Genomic DNA, 212 nt, shown 5'->3' with positions numbered 1-212 from the left:
GCAAGTGGGATTGTTTGGCGCGGTTATTTAACTAGAGGTATCAATCCGAACGCAACTAGTGGTACCACTCCTAGCGGTGATAATGGCAACTCTAATAACGGAAACTCTGGTGATAATTCTGGCAATACCAACGGTGATGCATCAAATGGCACGGATACCAACACTACCAATAGCCTAAGTCAGGAATTAGCCGGCTTTTTCGAAGGAACAGT

Annotated in this window: 1 pseudogene; it reads left to right on the top strand. The window is 45.3% G+C overall.

Annotated elements, in window-relative coordinates:
• Nucleotides 1–212: pseudogene (locus tag CBI42_RS13140) on the top strand (hypothetical protein); the annotation flags it as partial.

The organism is Streptococcus sp. KR (assembly GCF_002238115.1).
GTDB lineage: Bacteria > Bacillota > Bacilli > Lactobacillales > Streptococcaceae > Streptococcus.
Note: the sequence above shows the minus strand (reverse complement) of the source record. Positions and strands in the feature narration are given on the sequence as shown.